Source organism: Archaeoglobus sp. UBA230 (genome assembly GCA_002507545.1).
Taxonomy (GTDB): domain Archaea; phylum Halobacteriota; class Archaeoglobi; order Archaeoglobales; family Archaeoglobaceae; genus Archaeoglobus.
In genome coordinates, this window is record DAVR01000026.1 from 1 (window position 1) to 25051 (window position 25051).

General features: G+C 44.6%; 25 protein-coding genes. 14 read left to right on the top strand and 11 right to left on the bottom strand.

What is annotated here, in order from left to right; all coding sequences use genetic code 11:
• Positions 1-1238: (Fe-S)-binding protein (locus BP688_RS06920; protein WP_290623608.1), on the top strand; the 1238-nt coding region annotated here is incomplete at its 5' end.
• 17 nt (positions 1239-1255) lie between these two features.
• On the opposite strand, the gene BP688_RS06925 is transcribed toward BP688_RS06920, so the two are convergent.
• On the bottom strand, positions 1256-2077 hold the full coding sequence (locus BP688_RS06925) for a TrmB family transcriptional regulator (RefSeq protein ID WP_290623610.1): 822 nt from the start codon (positions 2075-2077) through the stop codon (positions 1256-1258).
• Between the two features lie 73 nt (positions 2078-2150).
• Here BP688_RS06925 and BP688_RS06930 point away from each other — a divergent pair, with 73 nt between their 5' ends.
• The 8 genes from BP688_RS06930 to BP688_RS06965 are packed head-to-tail and all read left to right on the top strand — an operon-like array spanning position 2151 to position 11236.
• Entirely contained in the window at positions 2151-3299 is a 1149-nt protein-coding gene (locus BP688_RS06930; protein WP_290596352.1) for an NAD-dependent epimerase/dehydratase family protein, read from the top strand.
• Positions 3296-4213, top strand: coding sequence for an NAD-dependent epimerase/dehydratase family protein (locus tag BP688_RS06935; RefSeq protein WP_290596351.1), 918 nt, complete (start codon positions 3296-3298; stop codon positions 4211-4213). The genes BP688_RS06930 and BP688_RS06935 overlap by 4 nt, the downstream gene beginning before the upstream one ends.
• A 1-nt stretch (position 4214) precedes the next feature.
• Positions 4215-5123 carry an NAD-dependent epimerase/dehydratase family protein gene (locus BP688_RS06940; RefSeq protein WP_290596350.1) on the top strand — a complete coding sequence of 303 codons (909 nt, stop codon included), beginning with the start codon at positions 4215-4217 and terminating at the stop codon, positions 5121-5123.
• A gap of 47 nt (positions 5124-5170) precedes the next feature.
• Positions 5171-5659: an adenosine-specific kinase gene (locus tag BP688_RS06945; protein ID WP_290596349.1), complete on the top strand. Its 489-nt coding sequence runs from the start codon at positions 5171-5173 to the stop codon at positions 5657-5659.
• Positions 5660-5693: 34 nt separating this feature from the next.
• Positions 5694-8495, top strand: coding sequence for a leucine--tRNA ligase (leuS, locus tag BP688_RS06950; RefSeq protein WP_290623612.1), 2802 nt, complete (start codon positions 5694-5696; stop codon positions 8493-8495).
• 47 nt (positions 8496-8542) lie between these two features.
• Complete coding sequence (locus BP688_RS06955; RefSeq protein WP_290596347.1) at positions 8543-10276, top strand: PAS domain S-box protein; 1734 nt, start codon at positions 8543-8545, stop codon at positions 10274-10276.
• A complete protein-coding gene (locus tag BP688_RS06960; protein WP_290596346.1) occupies positions 10257-10598 on the top strand; it encodes a response regulator in 342 nt (113 codons plus the stop codon). The genes BP688_RS06955 and BP688_RS06960 overlap by 20 nt, the downstream gene beginning before the upstream one ends.
• Positions 10595-11236, top strand: coding sequence for an ERCC4 domain-containing protein (locus BP688_RS06965; RefSeq protein WP_290596345.1), 642 nt, complete (start codon positions 10595-10597; stop codon positions 11234-11236). Before BP688_RS06960 ends, BP688_RS06965 begins: the two co-directional genes overlap by 4 nt.
• On the opposite strand, the gene BP688_RS06970 is transcribed toward BP688_RS06965, so the two are convergent.
• From BP688_RS06970 to BP688_RS06990, 5 genes are all read right to left on the bottom strand, one after another.
• Positions 11233-11601 (bottom strand): Zn-ribbon domain-containing OB-fold protein, encoded by a 369-nt coding sequence (locus BP688_RS06970; RefSeq protein WP_290596344.1) that lies wholly within the window; start codon positions 11599-11601, stop codon positions 11233-11235. The genes BP688_RS06965 and BP688_RS06970 overlap by 4 nt on opposite strands.
• A 4-nt stretch (positions 11602-11605) precedes the next feature.
• Positions 11606-12760 (bottom strand): thiolase domain-containing protein, encoded by a 1155-nt coding sequence (locus BP688_RS06975; protein WP_290596343.1) that lies wholly within the window; start codon positions 12758-12760, stop codon positions 11606-11608.
• The gene (locus BP688_RS06980) at positions 12757-13788 is read right to left on the bottom strand and encodes a hydroxymethylglutaryl-CoA synthase (RefSeq protein WP_290596342.1); all 1032 of its coding nucleotides are present in this window, start codon (positions 13786-13788) and stop codon (positions 12757-12759) included. Before BP688_RS06980 ends, BP688_RS06975 begins: the two co-directional genes overlap by 4 nt.
• Positions 13785-14474 (bottom strand): helix-turn-helix domain-containing protein, encoded by a 690-nt coding sequence (locus BP688_RS06985; protein WP_290596341.1) that lies wholly within the window; start codon positions 14472-14474, stop codon positions 13785-13787. Before BP688_RS06985 ends, BP688_RS06980 begins: the two co-directional genes overlap by 4 nt.
• Positions 14475-14617: 143 nt before the next feature.
• Positions 14618-15799, bottom strand: a complete 1182-nt coding sequence (locus BP688_RS06990) for a TIGR04053 family radical SAM/SPASM domain-containing protein (protein ID WP_290623614.1) — start codon at positions 15797-15799, stop codon at positions 14618-14620.
• Between the two features lie 82 nt (positions 15800-15881).
• Between BP688_RS06990 and BP688_RS06995 the strand changes: the two genes are divergently transcribed.
• Genes BP688_RS06995 through BP688_RS07010 form a run of 4 tightly spaced genes read left to right on the top strand, consistent with a single transcriptional unit; the run spans position 15882 to position 19440 of the window.
• On the top strand, positions 15882-17579 hold the full coding sequence (locus BP688_RS06995) for a carbon starvation CstA family protein (protein WP_290623616.1): 1698 nt from the start codon (positions 15882-15884) through the stop codon (positions 17577-17579).
• A 39-nt stretch (positions 17580-17618) separates the two neighbouring features.
• Positions 17619-17888, top strand: a complete 270-nt coding sequence (locus tag BP688_RS07000; RefSeq protein ID WP_290596338.1) for a hypothetical protein — start codon at positions 17619-17621, stop codon at positions 17886-17888.
• Between the two features lie 8 nt (positions 17889-17896).
• Positions 17897-18805, top strand: a complete 909-nt coding sequence (locus tag BP688_RS07005) for an ArsA family ATPase (protein ID WP_290596337.1) — start codon at positions 17897-17899, stop codon at positions 18803-18805.
• Positions 18805-19440, top strand: a complete 636-nt coding sequence (locus tag BP688_RS07010) for a hypothetical protein (RefSeq protein WP_290596336.1) — start codon at positions 18805-18807, stop codon at positions 19438-19440. Before BP688_RS07005 ends, BP688_RS07010 begins: the two co-directional genes overlap by 1 nt.
• 1 nt (position 19441) lies before the next feature.
• On the opposite strand, the gene BP688_RS07015 is transcribed toward BP688_RS07010, so the two are convergent.
• Genes BP688_RS07015 through BP688_RS07035 form a run of 5 tightly spaced genes read right to left on the bottom strand, consistent with a single transcriptional unit; the run spans position 19442 to position 23265 of the window.
• Complete coding sequence (locus BP688_RS07015; RefSeq protein ID WP_290596335.1) at positions 19442-19726, bottom strand: iron-sulfur cluster assembly protein; 285 nt, start codon at positions 19724-19726, stop codon at positions 19442-19444.
• Complete coding sequence (locus BP688_RS07020) at positions 19716-20594, bottom strand: 3-methyl-2-oxobutanoate dehydrogenase subunit beta (protein ID WP_290596334.1); 879 nt, start codon at positions 20592-20594, stop codon at positions 19716-19718. The genes BP688_RS07015 and BP688_RS07020 overlap by 11 nt, the downstream gene beginning before the upstream one ends.
• Position 20595: 1 nt before the next feature.
• Complete coding sequence (porA, locus tag BP688_RS07025) at positions 20596-21678, bottom strand: pyruvate ferredoxin oxidoreductase (RefSeq protein ID WP_290596333.1); 1083 nt, start codon at positions 21676-21678, stop codon at positions 20596-20598.
• On the bottom strand, positions 21668-22510 hold the full coding sequence (locus BP688_RS07030; RefSeq protein ID WP_290596332.1) for a 2-oxoacid:acceptor oxidoreductase family protein: 843 nt from the start codon (positions 22508-22510) through the stop codon (positions 21668-21670). The genes porA and BP688_RS07030 overlap by 11 nt, the downstream gene beginning before the upstream one ends.
• Positions 22511-22557: 47 nt before the next feature.
• On the bottom strand, positions 22558-23265 hold the full coding sequence (locus tag BP688_RS07035) for a helix-turn-helix domain-containing protein (RefSeq protein WP_290596331.1): 708 nt from the start codon (positions 23263-23265) through the stop codon (positions 22558-22560).
• A 102-nt stretch (positions 23266-23367) separates the two neighbouring features.
• Here BP688_RS07035 and BP688_RS07040 point away from each other — a divergent pair, with 102 nt between their 5' ends.
• The gene (locus tag BP688_RS07040) at positions 23368-25041 is read left to right on the top strand and encodes an aldehyde ferredoxin oxidoreductase family protein (RefSeq protein ID WP_290623618.1); all 1674 of its coding nucleotides are present in this window, start codon (positions 23368-23370) and stop codon (positions 25039-25041) included.
• The last annotated feature ends 10 nt before the right edge of the window (positions 25042-25051 follow it).

Below are 25051 nucleotides of genomic sequence, written 5' to 3' on the forward strand. Positions count from 1 at the left end.
CAAGTGGGAGGAAGGAGATTTATAGACCCACCTACAGGTCGGAAGTTTTGAGAAGGATAATAAAGAAGTATGTTCAACCGTCTGGCAATCTTTTTGGTAGGTTTACCGGTGCGGACATTGAGCTTAACGCAAGAACGATTACGAGGCTTGCAGAACTTTCCTACAGGTGCACAATCTGCAGAAGATGCACTCAGACATGTCCTATAGGAATAGATAATGGACTGATAACAAGGGAGATAAGAAAGCTTTTCAGTCAGGAGATGGGCATTGCTCCTTCAGCCCTGCACATGCAGGGTACTGTGCAGCATCTCGAAAAAGGCTCATCAACAGGATTAACACCGGACGGCTTCAAAGACATCATCGAGTTCATTGAAGAAGACATTGAGGAGAGGACAGGGAAGAAAATAAAGATACCTGTTGACGTTAAGGGGGCTGATATTTTACTAATACACAACGCTGGTGAGTATCTCAGCTGGCCTGAAAATGTTGCCGCCTTTGCGGTTATATTTGAAGAAGCCGGACTGGACTGGACGTTGAGCAGTGAGATCGTTGGTTATGATGCTGTGAACTACGGAGTTTGGTATGATGATGTGCAGCTTGCCAGAATAGCTCTTAAACATGCTGAAATAGCCAATAAACTTGATGTAAACCGCATTGTGGTTGGAGAATGTGGACACGCACATAAGGCAATCACCGTTATAGCTGACAGAATCTTCATTGACGAATACAACATTCCAAGGGAAAGCTGCCTGCCATTGCTCTGGGACATTGTGAGAAAGAAGAAGCTGAACCTCGACCCAGAGAAAAACAACTTCCCTGTCACGCTCCATGACCCCTGTAATGTGGTTAGATTGATGGGAATTGTTGAACCTCAGCGCAAAATACTGCACGAAATCTGCCCGCAGTTCAGAGAAATGAATCCAAACGGAGTTTACAACTACTGCTGTGGTGGAGGGAGTGGTTTCGCGATAATGAACTCTATGAACTTCCCCGAGTTCAGGGCAAAGGTTTCAAGCAGAATGAAATTCAAGCAGATACTCGATGCCTTCCAAGACCACATTGAGCCAGATGTTCAGAAGTATGTTTGTGCACCATGCAGCAACTGCAAAGGAGCAATTAGAGATATCTTAACGCATTACAACGCAACGGAGAAGTGTGGGATATACTACGGTGGTCTGGTTGAACTGATAGTCAACGCAATGGTTGATGTTGAGGAGCCTTTTGTGGAAATGTATTAAGGTTCTTTCATTTTTCCCTATATTTTATAGGACTCATACTTCCATATCAGGTCAAAGTACTTCTTCATTCCTGCTACCAAGCTGGGATTCTCTGTTACCGCCGCATCACGCAGATATAACGGGATTTCTGGGTCCTCAACGACAAATATCGCTTTTCCTGTCCTGTAATCATAGCTCGGATCAACAATGCTCCCTCTGAGAGGTAGAGGAGTTTTACTCGATCTTATCTCTGCGTCAATATCAGACTTGATCATTTTTACTATTTCAGTCTGTACTTTCCTCGTTCGCTCGTCAGTAAATTCTCGACCGAGAAGCAGAATTTTTATTTCAACACCTCTCTTATCTGCATCAACCAACTCCTTTCTAACCTTGGGATAGTACTCAAAGCTTCTTGACACTATGTTTATCTCTCTCTGTGATTCAGAATACATCATCCTCGTCTCCCTTTCACTCGCTTCTCCAACCCTGATCACCCTTATAAGCTCCTTCGAGTGGATACTGGATGGAGAATACACAGAGGCAAGCTCTCCTACAAGGTCTTTCTGTACTGCTTCGTAAAACCCTATTTTACCTTCATATTCAAGTGTTATGTTTCTTCTGAGCCTTTCAGCGATCTCTTCAGGCTTTCTCGCCCTAAATCTCACAGGTCGTGTGGGAATTTTGTCAACCAGTCCAAGGTCTGAAAGCTGATCCAAGACCTCGTAAATCTTGGCTCTTGGAATCCCGCTAAGTTCGCTTATCTCTGATGCCTTTGCCTCTCCACATTTGAGAATTGAAATGAGAGCTTTTGCTTGATAGGTGCTCATACCAAGCTTCTCCAAAATACTCTCAACATTCATTAGTTTCATCTCAGAAGCAAAACTTTAAATATTTTGCTACAACTAAAAGTAACAACAATATGGAGGTGTGGTTGTGACAATAATAGTAACAGGTGCCGATGGGTATGTAGGGTGGCCAGTTCTTCTGAGACTTGCGGAGACCTTCCATGACGAGAGAATCGTAGGGGTTGACAACTTTGCAAGAAGGAGATGGGTAGAAGAGATTGGATGTGTTTCTGCAAATCCGATTCTGTCCCCTGCAGAGAGAAGAAAGAAAGTTGAAGACTTAGGAAAGGTGTCTTTTGTCGAGGGCGATCTGATTTCAAAGGAATTTGTGAACATGCTTGTTAGAGTGTATCAGCCAGACGTAATAATTCATCTTGCAGCCCAGCCTTCAGCCCCATACTCTCAGATAAGCTGGGAAAAGGCAGTTTACACACAGTACAACAATAACGTGTCTACCCTAAACCTTCTCTGGGCTTTGAAGGAGAATAAAATGCTCGATGCTCATTTTATAGCTGCAACAACCACAGGTGTCTACGGAGCTCCAGAATATCCAATTCCGGAGGGTTTTATCGAGGTTGAGTATAAGGGAGGAAAAGACATCGTTCCACATCCCCATATGGCAGGCAGTTTCTACCACATGAGCAAGTGCAACGATATTAACAACATGTATCTCGCCCATAAGCAGTGGGGGCTGCCAGTGTCGGATGTGAGGGTGGCAATCGTTACAGGTGCAACGACCGAGGAGGCTAAGGGAGATATGGCGACACGTTTCGACTTTGACTTCTACTTTGGAGTGGTCACTCACAGATTCTGCGCGCAGGCTCTGATAGGGTATCCGATAACGGTTTACGGAAAGGGTTTGCAGGGTAAACCCTTTGTTACACTTGAGGATTGCGTCAAGTCCTTTGTTGAGCTGGCGAAGAAAAAGGACGTGGATGGATATGATGTTTACAATCAAACTCTGGGCGCTGTAAAGATTGTGGAGCTGGCGGAGATAATCAGAGAGGCAGCAGAAGAAGAGATTGGGCTCGAAGTTGAGATAAAGCACGTACCAAATCCGAGAGTCGAGAAAGAGGAGCATGAAATGGTTATTGAAAACGATAACTTCATAAAGCTTGTTGGAAAGCCGATGGACCTCAAAGAGGCAATTGGAGATATATTCAGAACAATAGAGGATAGAAAGAAAATTATCGAGAGCTACAAGGACAGATTTTTGCCCAGAGGACTGGAAAAATGATTCTGATTACGGGAGGATGTGGTTACATAGGAACTGCCCTATCTGAAATTTTAACCCGGCGGGGAGAAGAGTTCAGAGTGCTGGATAATCTTTCAGGCTGCAATCCGCTAAATCTTATTTTTCTCAATCATGCGGAGTTTGTATGGGGTGATGTCAGAAAAAGAGAAGATATCCGGGAGGCTCTGGAAGGGGTTGAGGTCATCATCCATCTCGCAGCAAAACTCCCCACTGCTCCGGGAATTATTGATGATGCCAAGAATGACGTGGAAGATGTGAACTACACGGGAACTTTGAACGTTCTTGAAGAGGCAAGGAGGAAAGATCTAAAAGTTCTTTTTGCCTCTACATGCAATGTGTATGGTGTCGGAACGAATCTGGATGAGAATAGCATTGTCCATCCCTTAAACCCCTACTCGAAATCGAAATTAAAGGCTGAAGAACTCTGCATCGAATATAGCGAGAATTACGGTCTCGACGTTGTAATCCTCAGGCTTGCCTCCGTTTACGGATACAGTCCCGGTGTCAGGTTCAATTTAGTCGTAAACTACTTTACACTTCGAGCACTACTTGGATACAATCTCACGGTTTTTGGATTGGGAGACAACTGGAGACCCTTTATACATGTCAGAGATGCTGCAGAGTCCTTTCTTTTCCTCATGGATAGAGGAAAAAGCGGAGAAATTTATAACGTAGGTGGAGAAAATTACAGAATACGGGATGTGGCAGAAGTGGTTCGCGATACGGTTAACCCCTCTGCGAGAATTGAGTATATGAAAGACAGGACTCCAGAGTTCAGCTACAGTGTTGATTTCTCAAAAATTCAAGAACTTGGATTCTGTCCAGAGTCTGACCTTAGGGCAGGAATAAAAGACCTTGCAAGTAGGTTGGAGGCTCTTAAAAGTTTGAGGAGGTAGTATGAAGGTTGGCGTAACTGGAGCGGGAGGTTATGTTGGAGCGGGCTTGTGCGGAAAGCTGATGGAGAGGGGTCATGAGGTTGTAATGGTTGATAATTTCTACAATGCTCAGGTGAAAGATGTTCATGGGAACAAGATTGTATGGGCTGACATAAGAGATAGAGAAGAGATGGAAAAGATGTTTGCGGATTGCGACCTGATAATCCACTTAGCTGCTATATCAGGCGTTGCCGAGTGTGATGACATGCCGGACAAGGCCTACGAGGTAAATGTGGTTGGCACAGCGAACATCGCATGGATGTGCAGGAAATATGGAATAGACCTCATATTTCCCTCCTCGATGGCTGTTATTGGCGACCCCATTGAGTTGCCGATAAAATCCACACACCCACGAAACCCCCTAAACATCTACGGACTCACGAAATGGGTTGATGAAGAAATCATAAGAACACTCTCAAAAGGAAAATTCAATGCTCTCGTCTTTATGAAAACAAATATCTACGGGGAATACGAACTCGATGGTAGGGGGATAACGAAGAGAACTGTAATAAACATATTTGTCAACAAAGCGTTGAAAGGAGAGACTCTTACCGTTCATAAGCCCGGAACTCAGACGAGAGACTTTATCCACGTTTTAGATGTTATTGATGCTTACGTGATGGCTGTGGAGAATCTGCCTAAGGGATTCAACATCTCTACACTTGCTGGAGGAGAATGTCTTTCTGTTTTAGACATCGCAAAGCTCGTGAGAAAGTATTCCAATGTGGAGATTGAGCTGATCGAGAATCCGAGAAAAGGCGAAACTCACGCGAAAAACTTTGAAGTTGATACGGAAGAGGCTAAACATCTCATAGGATTTGAAGCCAAGAGAAGGGTTGAAGAAGAGATAAAGCGTCAACTGGGTAGATAGAGCTTAAACTCGAAACACATAAATTCAAGCAGAATAAATGAAAGCCCATGAAACTCGAGAAGGTTGAAATTCTGAATCCTGATTTGAAGTATCAGATAATAGTCGGACAGGCGAACTTCTCCGTATTTACCGTTGATGACCTTTTCAGGGCTTTGCTTACCGCAGTTCCGGGTATAAAGGTTGCGGTTGCCATGAACGAAGCTGCCCCAAAGCTTGTGAGAGTTACGGGCAATGACGAGGAGTTGAAGAAGCTGGCAGCGGAAAATGCTTTGAGAATTGCAGCAAGCCATGTATTTGTCGTGGTATCTTCAAACGCTTTTCCAATAAACGTTCTTAACACCATCAAACTTCACCCAGCAGTTTGCAATGTCTTTGTTGCTTCAGCAAATCCAATCGAAATCATTGTAGCCGAAACAGAGCTTGGGAGGGCTGTACTTGGAGCGGTTGACGGTGCTGCCGTCACAAGAATTGAAAATGACGAAGAGAGGAGGCAGAGAAGAGAACTCTGCGAGAAGCTCGGATACAGGCTTGACTGACAAAATTTTTAATCCCATTAACTGAGGCAACTGCATGGCAGATTTCAAAGAAATCGAGAGGAAGTGGCAGAAAGCTTGGCAGGAATCAAGGATTTTTGAGGCTGATCCTGACAATCGTGAAAAGTTTTTCTTGACTATCCCCTATCCTTATCTTAATGGAAATCTTCATGCAGGACATACGAGAACCTTCACAATTGGAGATGCCTTTGCCAGATACATGAGAATGAAGGGGTATAACGTCCTCTTTCCTCTTGGATTTCATGTAACTGGCACACCGATTATAGGGCTGGCGGAACTGATAGCCAAGAGAGACGAGAAGACGATTGAGGTTTACACGAAATATCATGACGTCCCGCCTGATGACCTTCTTGAACTCACAACGCCTGAGAAAATTGTAGAATACTTCTCCAAAGAGGCTCTTCAGGCTCTGAGGAGAATAGGCTATTCCATAGACTGGAGGAGAGTTTTCACGACGACAGATGAGGAATATCAGAAGTTCATTGAGTGGCAATACTGGAAGCTGAAGGAGATGGGTCTGATTGTCAAGGGAACTCATCCCGTCAGGTATTGCCCTCACGACCAGAACCCGGTTGAGGATCACGATCTGTTGATGGGTGAAGAGGCAACGATTGTTGAGTTTACAGTGATCAAGTTCAAGCTCGAAGATGAGGAGTTAATCTTCCCATGCGCCACTCTGCGCCCCGAAACGGTTTTCGGGGTTACCAACATCTGGATAAAGCCCACCACATACGTTATTACTGATGTTGAAGGGGAAAAGTGGTTAGTGAGTAAGGAGGCATATGAAAAGCTAACCTACACTGAAAAGTCTGTTAAGCTTGTCAAAGAGGTTGATGCAAGGGATTACATAGGAAAATACGTTATAGTTCCTCTTGTCAACAGAAGGGTTCCAATCTTGCCAGCTGATTTTGTTGACACCGATAACGCTACTGGAGTTGTGATGAGCGTTCCCGCACATGCTCCCTATGATTACGCCGCCATTGAGGATTTGAAGAGGGACGAAGAGAGATTGAAGGAGTTTGGAATTAATAGAGATGTTGTTGAAAATCTCAAGCCTATCGTACTCATAGGGACGTCCGACCTAAAAGGGGTTCCGGCAGAGATGCTTGTAAGGGAACTTGGTGTGAGAAGTCAGCAGGATGTTGAGCTGCTGGAGAAGGCGACAAAGACCCTCTACAAAAAGGAGTATCACACAGGAATTATGCTCGAAAACACAATGGATTATGCTGGGATGAAAGTTTCTGAGGCGAAGGATAGAGTTCATGAGGATTTGATAAGGACTGGTTTGGGTGATGTGTTCTACGAGTTCAGCGAAAAGCCAGTTGTATGCAGATGCGGCACTAAATGTGTTGTGAAAGTTGTCAGGGATCAATGGTTCTTGAATTACTCAAATCGAGAATGGAAGGACAAAGTTCTGAAACACATTGAAGAAATGGAAATAATCCCGGACTATTACAAAGAGGAGTTCAGAAACAAGATTGAATGGTTGAAGGACAAGGCTTGTGCGAGAAGAAAAGGGTTGGGGACGAGGATACCGTGGGATAGAGAATGGTTAATAGAGAGCCTCTCAGATTCAACTATTTACATGGCTTACTATATCCTTGCAAAGTATATCAACGAAGGCACTCTGAGAGCCGAAAACATGACTCAGGAGTTCTTAGATTATGTGCTTCTTGGCAAAGGAGATGCAGAGAGCGCTTCAAGTTCCGCTGGCATTGACGTCAGGGTCGTGGAGAAAATCAGACAGGATTTTGAATACTGGTATCCTGTTGATTTGAGGAGCAGTGGAAAGGACCTTGTCGCCAATCACTTGCTCTTCTATCTCTTCCACCATATTGCAATCTTTCCACCAGAAAAATGGCCAAGAGCAATTGCTGTCAATGGCTATGTCAGTCTTGAGGGTAAAAAGATGAGCAAGAGTAAAGGGCCTTTGCTCACGATGAAAAGAGCTGTCCAGCAGTATGGAGCGGATGTGACAAGGCTCTACATTCTCCATGCGGCAGAGTATGACAGCGATGCAGATTGGAAAAGCAGGGAGGTTGAAGGACTTGCAAACCACCTCAAAAGATTCTACAACCTTGTGAAGGAGCACTATGTTAGCGAAGTTAAGGAGGCATCGGCACTCGATCGCTGGCTGGTGAGCAGAGTGCAGAGAGCGATAAAAGAGGTCAGAGAGGCTATGGATAGGCTGCAGACAAGAAGGGCCGTGAATGCTGCCTTTTTTGAAATTATGAACGACGTGAGGTGGTATTTGAGAAGAGGTGGCAATAATCTCGCCATAATCCTCGACGACTGGCTAAAGCTACTCTCCCCCTTTGCTCCGCACATCTGCGAAGAACTCTGGCATCTAAAGCACGATAGCTTTGTGAGTCTTGAACCCTACCCAGAATTCGACGAGTCCAAGATTGACGAGAGTGCTGAGATGGCAGAAGAGTATCTTAAAAGGTTAATAGAAGACATACTGGAGGTTAAGAAGTTCGTTGAAGGAGCCAAAGAGGTTTACATTTATCCCGCGGATGAATGGAAAGTTGAAGCTGCCAAAGCCGTTCTCAGCAGTAACGATATCGGGGAGGCTATTAAGAAGCTCATGCAGGACGAAAGAATGAGAAAGATCGGGAAAGAGGTGACAGATTTTGTGAAAAAAGTTTTCAAGGACAGAAAGAAGCTGGTGGTTTTGAATGAGAAAGAGATAATCCAGAAGAACGCCAGTTTCATTGAGAATGAGATAGGGATGAAAGTTTCCTTCGATCCATCAAAGGTTCCAGATGAGAAAAAGAGAATGGCCATTCCGGGTAAACCTGCCATATATGTTGTCTGAATACCAAAGCTTAAACTTTTTATATTTTTAATGTAAAACTTTTACCAATGGACATCAACATTGACTTTATACCCGACCCGGTGATAGTGACAGATAAGGGAGGTAGGATACTCGCCTTAAACACATCAGCCAGTGAACTTGGGCTTTCCGGAGGAGCGAACATTCATGACTACATAGGTAAGAATATTGCTGAGATTGAGATAGATGGGAGAAGCTACGAAATCAAAATTTCAGAAACCACTGAATTCAACCTTTACATCCTGAGGGACATTACAGAAAGAAAAGAAGTTGAGAGAAAGCTAAAAGAGAGCGAAAATATGTATAGAACGCTCGTTGAGTTAAGTCCAGATGCCATTGTAGTTCACGATGGACAAAAAATTGTATTTGCGAACAGACGCGCTGCTGAACTTTCAGGGTTCGAGAAACCAGAGGAAATGGTTGGTCTACCAATCATGAACTTCGTTCACCCCGATTATGTTGACTTAGTTAGGGAAAGAATTTCAAGGATGATGAAAAATAGAACAATTGCCCCCTTTGTAGAAGAGAAGTTCGTTCTACCTGACGGCAGTGTCAGGGATGTGGAAGTGAGTGTAAGCTTCATAACTTTCAATGAGAAGCCAGCAATCCTTCTTGTTGTTCGAGACGTAACAGAAAGGAAAAGAATGGAGGAAGAGGTTATCGAGAGTGAGAGAAAGTACAAGGACTTCTTTCACAACACGTTGGATATAATCGTTGTGACAGACCTCCGGGGGAATTACGTTGAGGTCAACAAAGAATTTGAGAGAATTACAGGATATAGCAGGGATGAAATTCTCGGGAAAAATTTCAGGGATGTCCTGCCAAAAAAAGAGGCTGACTACCTTTTTAAGAAATACAACGAAGCTTTCAGAGAAAGAAAGAGCGTCTACGGTCTTGAGTTCAAATTTACGACAAGGTTTGGAGAGACTAAATATGTAGAAGGGAAAGTGAGACCTCTGATAAAAAAGGATAGAGTTGTGGGCTTTATTGCCAATTTCAAAGACATCACGGAAAGAAAGAAGCTGGAAGAAGAGCTTAGAAGAACAAACAAACTTCTCAAAACGATTAACCACATCAACGAACTTGTGGTAAGGGAAAAAGACCTGCAGAAGCTTATCGAAATGACCGTTAAAGAGATTGGAGAATACAGCAATCATGCGTGGATTGGTATTTACCGTGATGGTCACCTGAATCCAATTGGAACGTCAGGAATAGACATCAAAACAGTTAGACAGGAGATTGAAAAGGGTATGCTTTGTGTTGAGAAGGCAGCTGAAATGAAAAAGCCGGTTGTAGTCTACAAAAATGAACATCGGCCAAAGTGTCCCAATTTTAATGCCCACAAGGAATATAACTGCTACATTTTCCCGATCGTGTATCACGAAAAACTCGTCGGCATTATGACTATACATTCAGACATCAGAATAAGTGACGAAGAGGTCAAGTTACTGCAAACCCTTGCAGACAATATTGCCTTTGCCATTAACTCAATCGAGCTCGAAAAAATGAAAGAGCAGGCTGTTTTGCAGATAGACCGAAATATAGAGCAGTTCGCAATACTTGTTGACAAAATAAGAAACCCCCTCGCCGTTATTATTGGAGCTGTTGAAGTCGGATGTGATAATTATGATATACAGAGAAAGGTTTTTGAAGCTGTAAATAAGGTTGAATCAATCATAGCTGAGCTTGAAAGAGGATGGCTTGAATCAGAAGATGTTAGGAAGCTACTTAGGGGGATGAGAGATGAAGATACTTCTGGTTGAAGATGAGCCTGATTTGCTTGAAATTTTTGAACACATGCTTTCAAGTTATGAGATTATCAAGGCATGTGATGGGAGAGAGGCAATTGAAAAATTCAAATCTCACCAACCCGATCTCGTTCTGATGGACATAGAGCTCCCCGGAATTGATGGGGTTGAAGCAACAAAGCGTATTTTAAGCATAAAGCCTGATACTAAAGTTATCGCCATAACGGCATTTGCTTCAAGAAGAGGAAGAGAGATGCTTGCTGCAGGAGCGGTAGAAGTTCTCAAGAAGCCTTTTAGGATGCAGGAGCTTCTTGAGACTGTTAGGAAGTATTTATGATCTACGCCGATAGCAGAGAGCCAGAGAGAATTGTAGACAGGTTGAAAAGACTCGGAATTGAAGTTGTTGTCAAAGGCCTTGAAACGGGAGACTACATCGTAAAACACGGAAACTACGAAGTTGCGGTGGAAAGGAAAGATATTAACGATTTTTTGAACTCCATCGCTGACGGTAGAATATTCAGGCAGTGTCACGCTTTGGCTGCCAGATACCCTATCTCATTTCTTGCCATTGTTGGTGATCTTGATGAAGCTTTGGAGGAAAGGATGTTTAACAGGGGTGCTGTAGTATCAGCAATAGTCTCCATAGCCGTAAAAAACCTTCAGGGTCAGGTTGTGCCCCTGATCTTCACAAAGGAAGACGACTTCTGCTTAGCACTAAAGGCAATTGACAGCCGGTTGAGGGAGGGGGACTTGAGAATTCTTCCGAGGCTGAAAAAAGCCGAGAGACTACAGGTAGCGATGCTCACCGCAATCCCGGGAATTGGGGAGAAAAAGGCTGAAAAGCTACTTGAAAAGTTCGGCAGTGTGCAAAGAATTGCAAATGCGAGCATTGCAGAGTTGATGAGGGTTGAGGGAATAGGGGAGAAGAAAGCCAAGCAGATTTACAGGATTTTCAGAAAAAAGGTTGGAGATTAATTCGCTGGAACAAATTTAGTCCCGTAATTTATTATTCCTTCTTCTCCATCCTCGCCATACCTTCTGAAAGCTTTTCTGACCCTCATCCCAGTCTCCACTTCACTCGGATCACAGGAAAGTTGCGATATGATTCTTGTTCCATTGTCGAGTTCTATGAGGGCAACGACGCATGGTTCTCCTTCTCTGATGATAGTGTAACTCAAAACCCTGCCCTCATCAGGGAGTCTAACCTCTTTAACCCTCCCTCTCCTTCTGCAAACCGGGCAGAAGTTTCTGGGTGGATAATGGTAATTTCCACAGTTTTCACAGTAACTGCCCTTAAGGTCATACCGATATTTTATCTTCCTCCAGAATCTCGGAACCACAATATCACCTCCCCAGTATTGAAACTACTGCAGTTGCACCAGTTCCTCCAATATTCAACGCTAAACCTTTCTCAGCGTCAACCTGTCTCTTCTCTGCATCTCCTCTGAGCTGGAGTGTAAGCTCCACGATCTGCCTTACACCAGTCGCTCCAACAGCGTGCCCACATGCCTTCAACCCTCCCGAAGGATTTACCGGAAGGTCTCCATCTATCTCTGTAATACCCTCTCTGATCAGTTCTGCCCCCTTCCCCTTTTCCGAAAATCCCAAGTCCTCGTAAGCGAGAATTTCTGCAATCGTAAAGGAATCGTGAACCTCTGCAACCTGAACATCCTTTGCTTCAATTCTCGCAAGTTTATATGCCTCCCTTGCAGCCTTAACAACAGCTTTCATTGTCAGAACATCCTTTCTGCTATGCAGGGCGATGTAGTCACTCGCCTGAGTGCACGCTTCAATGTAAACGGGTGTATCTGTTATTTCTCTCGCGACATTCTCGCTTGCAAGTATTACCGCTGCAGCCCCATCACTTATGGAGGCACAGTCAAGAAGCTTCAGAGGTTCTGCGACATATGGTGACCTCAGCACATCATCCACCTTTATCTCTCTCCTGAACTGTGCCTTTGGATTTTTAACACCATTTCTGTGGTTTTTCACGCTCACCATCGCCAAATCTTCCTCAGTGGTTCCGAAGCTCTCCATGTGCATCCTCGCCATTATCGCATAGAGGGCAGGCAAATTACCGCCAACGAACCTTTCCCATTCCATGTCAACCGAGGCAGAGAGAATTTCCATCGGATCACCGACATCGGTAACCTTTTCTGCACCAGCGGCAATGACTATTTCGTGCAGTCCGGAGGCAACAGCCATATAAGCTTGCCTTACCGCCAACCCACCACTGGCATCAGCAGCTTCGACTCTTGTCGCTGGAATACCAAACTCTGCCAAACCTGAGTAATCGGCAATCAGTGCAGCTATGTGTTCTTGCCCCAAATACCTGCCTCCGCTCATGTTTCCGACATACATTGCCTCTATCTCTTTCCCTTCAAGTTCAGCATCAGCCAAAGCCTCTGCTCCAGCCTCAAGGACTATGTCTCTGAATCCCCTTTCCCAAAGTTCTCCGAACTGACTGTATCCAACACCAACAACAGCAACGCGCCTCATGCCTTTATCTTCCTCCTGTGTTTAAGATAAATCGCATAATCCACATACACCTTCCTCTCGATTTTGTCCCAAACCGCAGGTTCTCTCGAGTAGTTCTCAATTCTGTCAGTAACTCTGATAGCGAAGGCGTCACTTCCTGCACCTGATCCGAAAGAAACAAGGAGTATTCTCTCATCGGGTTCGGCAATGTCGAGAGTTGCACACAAGCCAAGCAGTGAAGAACCTGAGTACGTGTTCCCAATTGCTCTCACAACAAGTCCTTGATTTATCTGCTCAATGCTGAACCCAAGCATTTTTGCAGCCCTTATCGGAAACTTGGCGTTGGGCATGTGGAAGACGGCATAGTCAAAATCCTCTGGCTTGAATTCATGCTTTTCCATCAGACCCTTTGCCGCAGAGATTACGTGTCTGAAGTAGGCAGGTAAACCTGTAAATCTACCACCATGACTGGGATACGGCTGTAAATCCCTTCTCCAGAAGTCTGGGGTATCAGAGGTGTAGGAATACGTCGCCTCAATCTCTGCTATTGGATCGTTACCGATGATAAACGCAGCTCCACCTGCAGCAGCAGCATACTCCAAAGCATCTCCCGGCCTTGCCTGACTTGTATCAGCACCAATGGCTAAGCCATACTTTATCATTCCAGATTTTACCATAGCGTAGCATATCTGCATCCCGGCTGTTCCTGCCTTGCAGGCGAACTCAAGGTCGGCAGAGAAATAGTCGTTTCCAGCTCCAATTGCCTCACCAACTATCGTTGCTGTGGGCTTAACGGCGTATGGATGACTTTCAGACCCGACAAAAACTGCTCCAATTTCTGAGGGATCAATTTTTGATCTGCTGATTGCCTCTCTCGCAGCCTCTACCGCAATAGTTGCAGCATCTTCATCCATCCCTGGCACGGATTTCTCGTAAACACCCAAACCGCCCTTGATCTTCTCCGCATCCTCTCCCCAGACTCTCGCAATTTCCTCAACTCTTATCCTGAATTTGGGTATGTAGCTTCCGTAAGACACTATTCCAGTCATGCAAACTTCCTCCTCAACCTTTTTATCATTCTATCAATCTTCATTTTGGTAACAATCAGCGGAATCCTCTCAATTCCGGCAATCTTCTTCGCCATATCATCAACCCTCGTGGCATCAATACCGTGAAGAACAACTGCAGAAGGTTTCAGATTGGAAACCCTCACAGCCACCATCGGCGATCTTCCGGTTGAAACTTTGGTGAAAACAATCGCCCTTTCGCTCGTAAGACCATATAGCCTGTAAAAGTCAAAGGCGTTGAAGGACATTATAGCGCTGATACTGTCAACAAAGGTATGACCGTGTATCAACCTCTCAAAATCATTTAGCAGTTCTCCGTCTATGACATCGCAGAATTCGGGCACGTTTACAGTTCTGGAATACTCAACTATGTCAAGAATGGCCTTAGTGTCAGACTCAAGGATATGCCTGTATTTCGAAAGCGTTGGATATCCCCTCTCTTTGTCCAGATCGAGAAGAGATAACACGAATTTCCTCAAAAAGCTTATTCCCGGACTCCTCCTCCCCGACTCGTAGTCGCTAATCACCGATGGTGAAATGCCTATCTTTTTCGCCAGTTCACTTTGAGTTGCACTGAAAATTCCCCTCCACTTTCTCATAACCTCTCCTGAGTTTTCGGCCAGAACTATATCTCCGCAAATCCTCTCTGCAATGCTCCGAAACTCCACAAATAATAAGTTAGCATATCATTTATAAAGTTAACGGATAGTCGAAAAGAAATTCGGCAATTGTTGAAAAATGTTGAAGATTGGAAGACCTTGAAGATAAAGTCTTTTTTGCATCCAGAACCTCAAGACAAATTCTCTAAATTCTAAGTTCTGAGTGTCTTTGGAACGTAAATGCAGCACGGCTCCTCTGCCAGATAATCTCCAAAAATCGCATAAGCTCTCGCCCTGCTTCCACCACATATTTTGCGATACTCGCAGACACCACACTTACCCTTCAGCCTATCCGGGTCTCTCAGGTTTACAAAAATTTCCGAGTTGGAGTAGATTTCAGCTACACTTCTCTCCCTAAGATTGCCTGCAACCAATGGTAAAAAGCCACTTGGGTAAATCTCACCGATGTGGCTTATGAACAGCATTCCTCTGCCGTCTGTTATCCCAACACTCCTCCTTATCCCGTCTGTGCTCAGGCTCCTTCCATGGCCTCCGGCAACAATTTGTGAAGCTTTCCCTTCAGGAAGATCATCTGTTCTATCAAGCAACCACCAGTAAAGTTCGCTGACTACTGGCATCTCTCCTCTATCCCTCATAAGCTCGATTCTCCTTAGATGTGTAGCTGCAGAGCTTTTAATGTTCAAGCCCGTTCTTCTGCTCAAATCGTAGAGCCAGCACAACACATCCTCAAATTGCTGAGGAGTTGGCATCATCTCCGCCTTAGCCCTTCCTGTGGGAACAACGAAGAAAACATCCCACATTATAGCTTCAAGTTCAATGCAGAGTCTTGCTATGTTCGGCAAATCTTTAATGTTATCTCTCGTAACCGTCGTGTTAATCTGGAAGGGTATTCCAACTTTCTTTGCATTCTCGATTGCCTGCATGCTCATTCTAAATGTTCCCCTAACACCTCTGAACGAATCATGCCTCTCTTCATCGCTTCCATCAATACTAACAGCAATCCTTGCAATTCCAGCATCCTTCAGCTCCTCCAGCTTCCCCATAGTTGCTCTCTCAGTCCCACTGAAGGCAATTGCAGCCCTAAAACCTTTCTGTGAAGCATAAACGATTATTTCGGCAATATCTTCTCTCATAAGGGGGTCTCCACCGGTAATTATCAGCAGAGGTTTTGGATTGAATTCAGCAAGCTGTTCAATCACTCCGAAGCACTCTTCTGTCGTGAGTTCTTTTGGGTGTCTTTTCCTAATAGCTTTCGCTCTGCAATGCTTGCATGCAAGCATGCACGCCCTTGTAAGCTCCCAGAAGACTATGAAGGGTGATGGGTGCATGACAAAGTGGACAAGAGGAGGCTTATAATCCCTTCGCAGAATCACATGTAATGTTTAATCTAACATATTTTAGAGTAAAGTTAAATATTAGTAATTTCAAATTATTAATAGCGTAGGGGTGGTTGGAGTGATATCTACATACCTGATACTGCTCGGACTGGTTGTGTATATTCTGCTTTACTACACCTACGGCAAAGGAATAGAGAAGAAAGTTGTCAGGGCGAGTGAGGAAAGAGAAACTCCAGCTCACAAGCTTTATGATGGTGTGGACTACGTACCAGCACATCAGGCAGTCCTTTATGGGCATCACTTTGCTTCAATAGCCGGAGCGGGGCCAATAGTTGGTCCAGCACTTGCAATGGCATGGGGCTGGTTGCCGAGCTTGCTGTGGATATGGTTCGGAAACGTCTTCATAGGGGCAGTGCATGACTATTTAGCATTGATGAGTTCAGTGAGATACGACGGAAAGTCTATTCAATGGATTGCGGGTAGAATAGTAGGGAAACGCACCGGTATAACGTTCCCGATATACATCTGGTTCACACTTGTGCTTGTTATTGCTGCTTTTACAGCGGTTGTTTCCAAACTTTTCAACTCCGTTCCCCAAGCCGCGACGGCATCGCTGTTGTTTCTGGCGGTGGCAGTTATACTGGGCTACTTGCTCTATAAAGCAAAACTTAACTTCTATGTGGCAACGATAGTAGGGCTGGTGCTTTTAATCGGTTCCCTGTGGGTTGGATTCCTCAATCCACTGGTTCTCGACTACCACACATGGAACATAATCCTATTTGTTTACATCGTCATCGCTGCGTCACTGCCTGTATGGGTTCTACTGCAGCCGAGAGATTATCTCAATGCCTACATTCTGTGGTTTGGTCTTGCTACTGCTGGAATAGCATTCATCGCTCTCGCAAAACCGATAACAGCTCCAGTCTTCACAGCCTTTACAGCGAACGTTGTTGGTGGACAGCCATCTCCATTCTGGCCAGCAGTCCCCCTCGTCATAGCTTGTGGAGCGCTTTCAGGATTCCACGCTCTGGTTGGCTCAGGAACTACTTCCAAGCAGCTTGACAAAGAAATGCACGGACTGCTCATAGGCTACGGAGGAATGTTTACTGAGGGATTCCTTTCAACAATTGTGGTAGTTTCCATCGCGGCCTACGGTGTCACACTTCTCGGACTGCCAGCAGCCCAGTGGAGCACAGAATACATAAAGTCTGGAGGGGGTCTTGGTGCCTTCATATCAAGCTACGCTCAAGGTTACGCTGACTTTTACGGCTATGAGGTTACCTTCTGGAAGACTTTTGCCACTCTCTGGGTGTCGGCTTTCGCCTTGACGAGTTTGGATACAGCCACAAGACTTGGCAGGTTTGCTTGGCAGGAGATATTTGAGCCTCTCTACGACAGAAGTCCGGGTTTCCACAGTTTCATTGCGAACAGGTGGGTTGCATCTATAATAGCTTCGGCAATTGGTGTTGGACTTGCGTGGGGTGGTAGCTACACAATTCTATGGCCTGCTTTTGCAGGTATGAACCAGCTACTGGCTTCGATAGCAATGATTACGGCCTCAATATGGGTCTCGAAGATTCAGAGACCGGCAAAGGTGTGGAGCTATGCTGTATTGGTCCCGGCACTCTTCCTCTGGATAACCGTAACTGCCGGTTTGATCTGGTATATAGCCTCAATTCAGATTGCAAATCCACTTACAAACGCTGTAGTGAAGGCAATTCTTTTTATAGGACTGATACTGAACTTCATCCTAATAGCAGAGTTTGCCAACGCATACAGAAAGCCTGCGGAGGAATTTGAAGCAGCTGTAGCATAACAAAATTTCTTTATATTTTTTCAACCACAGTATAGAGACATGAAAATTGACGATGTAATCTCATTTTTAAAAGGATTCTTTGGTGCATTCAAGAAAGGATCAACTGAAATGATAGAATTTGAGCTCAGAGAGCTTGAAAATATATTTGCTCTTGTCCAGATGGGATTTTTTGTAGGTATACCCAGCCCGCCACCAACTATAATCATTAAAACTTTACCGCACATGGCGAGAGAGCTTTACATAATGACGAGGAGGGTTAGTGAGGAAGATGCCCTGTCCGAGATGGCAGGAGTTTTTGACGTTACGTAGGTGGAAAGATGAAACTCCTCTTTGTTCTTGGGAAGGGAGGGGTTGGAAAGACAACGCTTTCTGCAGCTATAGCAAAAAAGTATGCCAGAAATTTCAGGACCCTTGTTGTCAGCCTTGATCCTGCTCACAATCTCGGAGATGTTCTTGAAAAAAAATTGTCCACCAAGCCTAAAAAAATTGACGAAAATCTCTACGCCTCTGAGGTAGATTTGGACGAGGCTGTCAAAGATTACATAGGCGAGTTACAGCGAACCCTAAAGCATGTATACCGCTACCTTACCGTTATAAATCTCGAGAAGTACTTCGATGTTCTAAAGCATTATCCGGGTGTCGAGGAAAGTGCCCTTCTTGAAACCATAAGAAAACTCGTTAAAAAAGAGGATTATGACGTGATAATCTTTGATACTCCCCCAACCGGTTTGACAATCAGAATTCTGATTTTAATCGAAATGACCCTGATCTGGTTAAGAGAATTAATTGAAATAAGGAAGAAGATACTTGACAGGCGAAGAGCTATCGAGAAAATCCAGGGTGAAATGTGTGTTGTAATAAACGGTGAGAAATTTGACATTCCAACGTCGGAGGAAAAGGATGCTGTCATCAAAGAAATGAGACAGTATCAGGCAGAAATTAACGATCTTGTCTTGAAACTGAGAAATAAAGATATCTCAAGATTTGTAGCAGTTTTAAACCCTGAGCAGCTTTCTTATTTAGAAACAAAGAGAATAGTTGAAAGCCTGAGGAACATAAATCTTGAACTTGACTGCATGATACTCAACAAATATGTTGAAAACGAGATGAGCAGGAAAATAGTAGAGGAATTTTCGAACCTCAGGATATATACTGTTCCACGGCTGGAGAGAGTAAGGGGGATTGAAGTCCTTGAAAATATTGCCACCTTTATTGGTGATATCTGATGCTGTCGGGTGATGTTGTAGCGGCTCTGCTTCTGCTTGCTGGTGCGGCAGTAATACAGTTTTTCAGAGGAAGAAAGCTCAATCTCGCTCTTGTTCAGTTCTATGCAAGCCAGAGCGTGGAGGTTTTCAAGCCAGTTGACAAAACCTATACCTGGCTTGGTGGATATATCGGTTACAGAGCGAGTTTTGAGCTTGAGGATGGGACAAAGCTGGAATACACCCTCACCCTCCTGCCGAGACACAGCCTTCTATACTTTCCAATATCACTGCTTACAAACCGCCATGACAAACTCTACCTCGTCTTCAGACTTAAAGAACTGGGCGGGGAGGCTCACCTCATACAGAAAGGATACTATCGCCTAAGACCAAGCATTGAGAATGAGATCACCCTCCTCAAAGAGGTTATCAGAATTGCAAAGAGGGACTACGAGGCGATATATGATAAGAAAAGTTATGTAGAATGGATTGTAAAATTTATAGAGGGCTTTTCAAGGCCAGAAAACGTGAAGCATGTCTCGTTGACACCTTCAACAAAGGTTCTCTACGTTCAGATGAAGCCCGAACCCGAAACCTTCAGAAAGGATATGGAGCACACTTACAGCTTTTTAAGAGCAAATATGAAAAAATTGAAGTAGTCTATCCGTCAGCGTAAATGCTTCCCAGTCCCGATTCAATTATTCTATATCTCAGGCTGCTCTTTTTTAGAATTCTTTCCATTCTTCTCACAATTGACTTCGTTATCAGCCAGTTTATGGGGACACAGGCTTTACAGGATGGTATCATGTAGCTGAAATTGACGTATATCGTTATCACATCATCCACTACATCAATACTCTCTATGACGCCGAGTTCTCCGACATTCACTCCTGTTTCAGGTTCTTTTATTTCCGCGATCTCCTTTACAATATCTTCAAAGTTCATTTGCTCTCCTTTTCAAAAATTCCCATCTTCTGTCCCTGTATCTTTCGATCTCCCTGATATCCTCTTCGCTCAGGTGTGAGAATCTCCCCTGCAATTTGAGATACTCCTTGATGTCCTTCATCTTTCTTTTGCCCTCGGCAATAACCTTGCTTAATCCAGTGAATCTCATTTTCCCCTCTACAACTTCGTAAAGTATCCACATTCCGGTTTCAACTGCCAGTCTCCCCATCTCAACTGTTTTATCCATCGGAAAACGCCATCCGGGTGGGCATGGAGCAAGAATTTCAATGTATCTGAACCCTTCGATCTCTCTTGCCTTTCTGACCTTGTTGTAGAGATCGTTTAGAAATCCCGCTGAAGCTGTGGCGATGTAAGGCACATTGTGAGCCATCAGTATCTCAGCGACATCTTTTCTGTGCTCCCTCTTGCCCCCAACCGTAGTTGTTGTCCATGCGCCATAGGGTGTTGCTCCACTTCTCTGAACACCGGTGTTGGAATACATCTCATTGTTGTAACAGATGTACAGAATATCCTCACCCCTCTCAGCCGCTCCTGACAGGGACTGGAGTCCAATGTCGTAAGTACCTCCATCACCAGCCCAAACCACAACTTCTCCCTCTTCTCCATAGAAATCAAGTCCTGCTCTGATACCCGTAGCCACTGCAGCTGACGCTGCAAAGGCAGAATTGAAAACCGGAACATTAAGGGCTGAGTGAGGATAAACGCCCGTTATTACGGAACTGCATGATGCTGGAACAACAACCACGGCTTTTCCCTCAAGGGCCCTAAGTATAACTCTGAGGCACATCGCAGCCGGACATCCATGACATGCCGCGCTTCCGGGAAGGAAGTATTCGGGCTCTATCATCTTACACCTCCACAAGCTTCGTAAACGCCTCTGCAATCATCTCTGCAGTTACATCAGCCCCTCCAACTCCGAGAATCATGGAATCTGACTGAACGAGGTTTGAAATCTCCTGATAAACTATCCCTCCCACACCCGGGATAAAATCCCTGTCAATCACAGTAACTTTCCTGTCCCCAAGCGTTCTCCTGATTTGACTGGGAAATGGTCTGAAGCTTTTCAGTCTCAGTAAGCCGACTTTTACCCCTGCACTTCTGAGTATATCCACAGCTATTCTTGCCTCTGAAGCGACAGCACCAACCGCAACAAGAACTTCCTCAGCATCTTCAAACCTGTATGTTTCATAAAGCATGGGTGTTGATCTTCCAGTGTGATCAAAAAACTCCTCTTCAATCTCTGGTATCAGCTCAAGGGCTTTACGATGAGCCTTGTGGATGGCCTTTCTGAGGGAGATGTAAGCATCGGGTGGCAGAATGTTGCCATGCGTTAATGGCTTTTCAATGCTGATCCTCCATTTTGGTTGGTATTCGTTAATGAATCCTTCGAGAGGTGTAATTTCCACTGGCACAGAGGTGTGGGAAAGAACAAATCCGTCATAACAGACCATTGCCGGAACCATAACATCTTCCGCAACACGGTATGACATAGCAATTGTATCATAAATTTCCTGAACACTGCTGCAGTAAAACTGGAGCCATCCTGTGTCCCGTTGAGATAAGGAGTCACTGAGGTCTGACCATATGTTCCATCCCGGACCGATTGCTCTGTTCGCAACCACCATAACAACGGGTGTTCTAGCATTCACCGCCCAGTGGAGCATCTCATGCATGTAGGCAAGCCCATGGCTGGATGTGGCTGTGAAAGTTCTAAGCCCTGCTGCACTTGCTCCAATGCATGCGGCCATTGCGGAGTGCTCTGACTCTACTGGAACGAACTTTGCCTCCATTATACCCTCCTCAACAAGCTTTGAAATCGTTTCTATAACTGGTGTTGCTGGAGTTATGGGGTAAGCAGCAACGAACCTCACCATTGAGTTCATTGCAGCAAAGGCTGCCGCTTGATTTCCTGTTAGCATCTTAATGAGCATGTTGAACCACCCCCATCTCACTTTCGTGCTTTATTGCATTTTTCGGACATACTGAGGAGCATATCATGCATCCCTTGCAGTAGGCATAGTCAATCTCTATGCCCTCCTCTGTCTCAACTATAACTCCTTCAGGGCAGTGAAGCCAGCAACTCATGCACCCGTTACATCTCTCTGAATCCACAACCGGTTTTACAACTCTCCATAATCCGGTTCTTCCAGCAACTCCTTTGGAGGGCGTGGAGATTGGAATTTCACATTCCATCACTCCCTTGTGCCCAAAATGCATCTTGGTAAATCTGCACGTTTTTCTCCGCGCCCCCTTATACCCTTCATTAAAGGATGAAACTATCCTTTCGTCAGCACCAAAATGTTTCTGGACAACTTCGAGCATTGTTTTATAACTGATGGGTATCTCCGAGCTAAGTAACGCTCCGAGCATGGGGACGTTCGGCACTGGCATCCCTGCGACTACCAATCCGTGTTCAATGGCTATTCGTGTAGCATCAACAAAAACGACCTTCTTAGCAACGTCTGCAGAGCTACCGGAATTCAGAACTGCTATACTACTCTCACCGAGTCCTGAAAATACTTCGGGAAAGTTGATAAGGATCGGATCGAGAACGATAAGAATGTCAGGATAATAAACCTGACTTGTTCTGTAAATTGGGTCTTCAGAAATTCTTGTAAAAGAGACTACCGGAGCTCCCCTTCTTTCAGCTCCGTAAAACGGCATTGATTGGGAGAAATATCCTTCAAGGTTGGCAGCTTCCGCTATAATCTTACTCATCGTTACTACTCCCTGCCCACCCCTACCGTGAATCCTAATTTCCATAATAATTATTTGTTTCAATCCTATATAAGGGTAGGAGCGAACATGTTTCAAAAATCTGATATGTGTGGCTCCCGATCTTTAATTTCTTCGATGATCCTTTTCAGAATCTTCTGCTCTGATAATCTTATGTGGTGAAGGCACGTAGATTTAGCCAGTCCAAGTTTCTTAGCAAGGTCATTCAAGTTCACTCGGCGTGGGTATTCAAAGTATCCACTTCTGTAAGCTTCTACAAGCACCTTCTTCTGCTTGGCTGATAAACTTGAAGATATCTCCTCGATGACATCTGCTGGCATCTCTTCAAAGGCTTTAACGTTCCCTATTCCGAGAATCTCGTATTCTATATTTTCAATCTGAGACAGCTTTTCCAGAGTTTCTCTTAGTTTGCTATCGTAAACAAAGATTGACCAGTATTCATTTCCATTGTGGATGATTATGGTGGATGGCATCATTTCCAGACTGAAAATCTTTTCATAGAAGGTGGATGCCGCTTTAAACCTACCGTGAATGTATGCTTCAAGATTGCTTTTTCCGACAATCAGAACATCTAATGCGAGAGATTCAAATTTTTTAGTCTCTTCTATGTATTTTTTCAATGCCTCGTAATTTTCTGCAATGAGTCTGAAATTTGCCCTTATCTCGTCTCCGATTTTGAATGCCTTGTTAGTGACTAGGGTAACATCTGGGTGGTTCCTTGTGGTCTCAATTGACCAGCAGTTCGGATGCCAGAGTTTGATATCTACCTTCTTTAATTCCATCAAAAATAGTTGTCATGAAAATTAATAATTTTTATGTCCTTACATGTGGAACAAAAATATTTTGTGAAAAGGAATTTTAAAGATTGTTTCTTAAAGACAGTTATGAAGGTTATTAGCCTTGACCTCAGCAGCGGGGAATACAAGTGTGAGGAGATACCAAAGGACTGGGAGAAGTCTTTGATAGGGGGTAAGGGGGTTGCAACAAAGCTCCTGTTCAGCATTCCGAGAGGAATTGACCCATACCATTCGGAAAACGCAATAATTTTTGCCATTGGACCTTTAAACGGTCTTACACTTTCAGGAGCTTCCAGAATGACGGCAGTTTTCAAATCTCCCCTCACATTCGGATATGGTGAATCACAGTGTGGTGGCTTTATAGCTCACGAAATGTCAAAGACTGGAGTTCATTACCTTTTCATAACGGGAAGGGCAAAAAAGCCTGTTTACGTTGTTCTGGATGATGACAAAGTTGAGGTGAGGGATGCCACGCATCTATGGGGAAAGAACTGCTATGAAACAGAGGAAATTCTGATAAGAGATGAAGGAGGAGAGGTTCTGTGCATAGGGCAGGCTGGAGAGAACCTTGTAAGATTTGCCTGCATAACGCATCGCAGAGGGAGGCAGTTTGGCAGGTGTGGTGGTGGGGCTGTAATGGGCAGCAAGAGACTGAAGGCGATCGTTGTCAGAGGAAGCAGGAAGATGGAAGTAGCAAATCCAGAAGCCCTTACAGAGTTCAGGAGTTGGGTAAAGGAGAACGTCGTGATCAAGCTTGAAAGCATGCAGAAATACGGAACTCCATCCATCTCCGCACTTTTAAATGAGCTTGGGGCTCTTCCGACCAGATACTGGCAGTCAGGAAAATTCGATAAGTATGAGGATATCGGCGCAGAAAAGCTGAAGGAATACATTGTAAGAGACATCACGTGTTTCGGATGCAGTGTTGCATGTGGTAAGCTTCGAAGGGCAAAAGGAATTGAAGTTGAAGGGCCTGAGTATGAGACCCAGTTTGCCTTTGGTTCACTCTGCTTTGTGGACGATCCAGTGGCGATAATGCAGGCTAACGACATCTGCGACCGCTACGGTATGGATACAATAAGTGCTGGCAACGTTGTTGCCTTTTACATGGCTTGCGGTGATAGAGGAGAAGTTAGCGAGAGGGTAAACTTTGGCAATGCAGAGGTGATTGCTGATCTTTTAAGACAAATAGCCTTTCGTGAAGGAATAGGAGATGTTCTGGCTGAAGGTGTTAGAATTGCAGCAAAAAAGCTCGGAGCTGGAGTTGAGCCTGTTCATGTAAAGGGTCTCGAACCACCGGGCTACGAACCACGGAGCCTTTACGCAATGGCTCTGGCATATGCATCTTCCCAGAGGGGGGCATGCCACATGAGAAGCTGCGCTTACAGACCAAATTTGACTGGAACGGTTGACAGACTTTCTTCAGAAGGGCAGGCAGAACTGGTAAAGGAGTTGGAAGACTTCTACTGTGTCGTTGATTCGCTCGTATACTGCCGCTTTCTTTGCCTGCCCACAATAGGAATGGGCTGGAATGAGATTGCAAGATTGCTTGAAATTGTCGGTTTGAACTACAGTGTTGATCAGCTTAAAGTGATCGGAGATGAAATCTGGAAGCTGACATACGAATTTAACAGAAGAGAAGGTGTAAACGGATTCACCATTCCAAAGACTTTCTTTAAGCCTTTGGAGAGTGGGCAGGGCTTAGTTCGCGAGGATTTCGAGAAGATGGTTGAGGAATACAGGAGGCTGAGAGGTGTGTGAGAAGTTCATC